The organism is Ruminococcus sp. OM06-36AC (assembly GCF_003438725.1).
GTDB classification, from domain to species: Bacteria; Bacillota; Clostridia; order Oscillospirales; family Ruminococcaceae; genus Ruminococcus_C; species Ruminococcus_C callidus.
The window spans coordinates 1-3408 of the sequence record NZ_QSTT01000051.1 but is presented as its reverse complement, the minus strand read 5'-3'; the positions used below and the strand labels follow the sequence as shown (position 1 = coordinate 3408).

Genomic DNA, 3408 nt, shown 5'->3' with positions numbered 1-3408 from the left:
GTGGTGTAAATGGCATTCCAAACGGTCGTAATGACGTTATGAATTGCCTGAAAGACCGTAGAAACCACATTGTAAATGGCATTGAAAATCGTGCTGAAAAAGTTGTAGATCGCCGTAAAAATGGTGGTGAAGAAATCCCGAATCGCCGTAAATACGGTCGTTGCCACCGTCTGAATGGCAGTGACAATGGTGGTGAATGTATTGGAAATGGATGTCCAGGTGTTGACGAAAAAGTCCCGGATTCCGGTAACGATTCCCGTGAAAAAGGAAGCAATGCTGTTCCATGTGTCCACGAAAAATGTTTTGATGGAAGTCCAGACTTCGTTCCAGCTTGTTCCGAACCACCCCAGCACCACATCTGCAATGCCTTTCAGGGTATTCATGATATTGCGGAACGTGTTGACAACGAAATTCCAGATAGACGTAAAAATACCCTTGATGCCGTCCCAGCATTGCTCCCAGTCACCAGTAAACAGACCGATCAGTACATCAAGTGAATTTAAGAGAATATCTGCAAATCCAGAGAAAATATTAGAGATATTCTGAAAGACGCCTTCAAAAATGGGAGCTAACAGATTGCACAGCCCGTTCCACGCTGCTTTCAGCACATCGGTGAAACTCTCAAAGTCGAATCCCAGAGCATTTAGTCGGTCAGTGATGCCCTGTGTCAATCCGGTAAAGGTGCTTTTGATCTGCTCCCAGATGGCGATGATGTTGCTCTTGAATTCGTCATTGGTTTTCCAGAGATGCACAAAGGCAGCCACCAAAGCGGCAACAGCTGCGATAATGGCGAGCAGCGGACCTAATGACACACCCAACGCTCCGGTAATGGCTCCGATGCCACTTTGCACAGCCGAGAAAAGGGCGGGCAGTTTGGATACTGCGGAAAAGACCGTCCCCACACTGGAAATGGTCTTTCCAAGCACCACCAACATTGGACCCAGAGCAGCAGCCACCAGTGCAATTTTTGCAATGGTTTCTTTGGTCTGCGGGTCTAATTGGTTCAGCTTGTCCACCAGTTCCTGAATACGGGAAACAATGGAGCGAATGGTGGGCATCAGGATGTCAGAAAAGGAGATTGCCAACTCTTCCAGCTGGGACTTCAAAATGGTCACTTGTCCGGCAAGGTTATCCTGCATGACAGCTGCCATTTTTTCGGTCGTACCATTGTAGCCGTCTACTGTATCGGAACAGGTGTCAATGGCATTGGACAGCTTTTCAAAGTCCGCTGGGGAACCGTTGATGATCGCCAGCATACCGGACATGGCCTCTTTACCAAACAACGATGCAGCCGCCTGTGCCTGTTCTGCCTCAGAAAGTCCGCCCAATTTCTGTCGGAGTTGTTCCATGAGTTCCCGCAGAGAATACATCTTGCCGGAACTATCCGTCAGAGAAATGCCGTACTGTTCCATGGCAGATGCCACCGTGTCTGTCGGCTTTGCCAGATTGGTAATGGAGGAACGCAGTGCTGTACCAGCCTGTGAGGATTTGATACCGGCGTTTGCCATTAGTCCGATGGCAATGGCAGAGTCTTCAGCAGAGTATCCCAAAGAACCCAGCACCGGAGCGGCATATTTGAAAGTTTCACCCATCATGCTGACGTTGGTATTGGCATTAGAACTTGCGGCCGCCAGAATATCCGCAAAGTGTCCGCTGTCCGAAGCAGACAAACCGAAAGCGGTCAGAGCATCCGTGACAATGTCCGAAGTTGTCGCCAAGTCCTCACCGGAAGCGGCGGCAAGGTTCATAATGCCTTCAATACCGCTGAGCATATCATTGGTTTTCCAACCTGCCATTGCCATATAGTTCATGGCTTCCGCAGCCTCGCTTGCAGAGAATTTTGTTTTGCTGCCCATTTCACGTGCTTTTTCCCGGAGAGCATCCATCTCTGAACCGGTCGCACCCGAAACAGCTGCCACTTTTGACATGGCGGAATCGAAATCCGCACCAGTTTTCACGGCAATGGTTCCCAGAGCCGTGACACCGGCAGTGACCGGCAGCAGCTTTTGTCCCACACCGGAAATTTTGTCCCCGGCGGACTGCAGCGTTTCACCCAGAACGCCCATCTTTTCCAAGGCGGTGTGAGAATTGTTTGCTTCTGTGGTCAGGCGTTTCAGTTCGTTTTCGGTTTCGATGATCTCCCGCTGCAAAGCATCATACTGCTGCTGTGAGATTTCACCATTCGCAAGAGCCGTATTTGCCTGTTCTGCAGCGGTTTTCAGCACTTCCAGCTTTTCCTTGGTAGCAGATACCGCATCTGCCAGCAGCTTGTGTTTTTGGGATAGGAGTTCGGTGTTGGTGGGATCAAGCTTCAGCAGCTTCTGGACATCTTTCAGCTGCGTCTGTGTCCCCTTGATATCCTTGTTGACACCTTCCAGTGCTTTTGACAGCTTGGTGGTATCACCGCCGATTTCTACGGTGATGCCTTTGATTCTATTAGCCATACAATTCTCACCTCCTATCAAAACGCATCAAAGTCACTCTGATCTGCCAGCACATCATAATGACAATCGTCATTCTCCCGTTCGGTGAACATATCATTCACCAGACCAATGGTCAGAAAATCCAAATCGCCCATTGACAAACCAAGCTGAACGCACCGCAACAAAAATAGTGGTGTGGTCATCGGTCGGTCAATCGGGCGATGTTTTTTTTAGACTGGACCTGCGTTTCTACGTTCAAACCCCAGAGATCGATCAGCTGCGGCAAAATCTCATAAATGCTGAATGTGTTGAACTGTTCCAGAAAGTCGTCCGGATTATCAGGAACATTCTCCGGAGCAGCGTGTTTTGCCATGATATAGGCGATGTTCTCAAACACCTCAAGACTTTCAATATCCAGTGCAGAGGATTCCTCTGTATTTTCTCCCACAGACTTTTGCAGTGCCGCAAAGTCCTGATAAATATCTCTGCGGAATTTCAGACGATACAATCTGGGAACTGCTGCACTTGCCTTGAACGGCACATCAATACCGTCAATGGTGATGTTCTTCTGAATTGCCATACTGCACCCTCCTTACGCTTTCACAGATGCTGCGGATGCCTTACCACTCTGTACAGCGGCAGCCAGATTGGGCATATATACCGCCTTATACCAGTTCTCATAAACCTCGGCATCCGTCTTCTCACAGGTTTTAGTTTTTACCAAGCCACTGTTCAACGCCGTTGCGGTCAAAGACAGCGTTTCCGTTTTAACTTCCTTTTCGTCCTCAATGGTGCTGGATTCTGTTGCCGGACGAGAGGCAGAGCAGCAGAACAGACAGTGCCGAATTTTATTCTTATCGCCGCTGAATTCAAACAGCAGGGCAAACTGCGATACTTCTGCGGTATTGGTTTCCGTGAGGACGCCCTTTTCGTCCAGTTTCTCACCGAGAATGTCTGTCGCAAACTCAAGCGGAACCAATGCGAT

3 protein-coding genes are annotated in these 3408 nt (G+C 49.1%); all 3 read right to left on the bottom strand.

The annotated features are described in order from the left end of the window. Positions 1-2444 (bottom strand): phage tail tape measure protein (locus DXB92_RS12960; protein WP_117734197.1); only part of this gene is annotated, 2444 nt, incomplete at its 3' end. Positions 2445-2622: 178 nt separating this feature from the next. Further along, positions 2623-3003 carry a hypothetical protein gene (locus DXB92_RS12955; protein WP_117734196.1) on the bottom strand — a complete coding sequence of 127 codons (381 nt, stop codon included), beginning with the start codon at positions 3001-3003 and terminating at the stop codon, positions 2623-2625. A 12-nt stretch (positions 3004-3015) separates the two neighbouring features. Further along, on the bottom strand, positions 3016-3408 hold a 393-nt coding region (locus DXB92_RS12950; RefSeq protein ID WP_341473051.1), incomplete at its 5' end, for a major tail protein.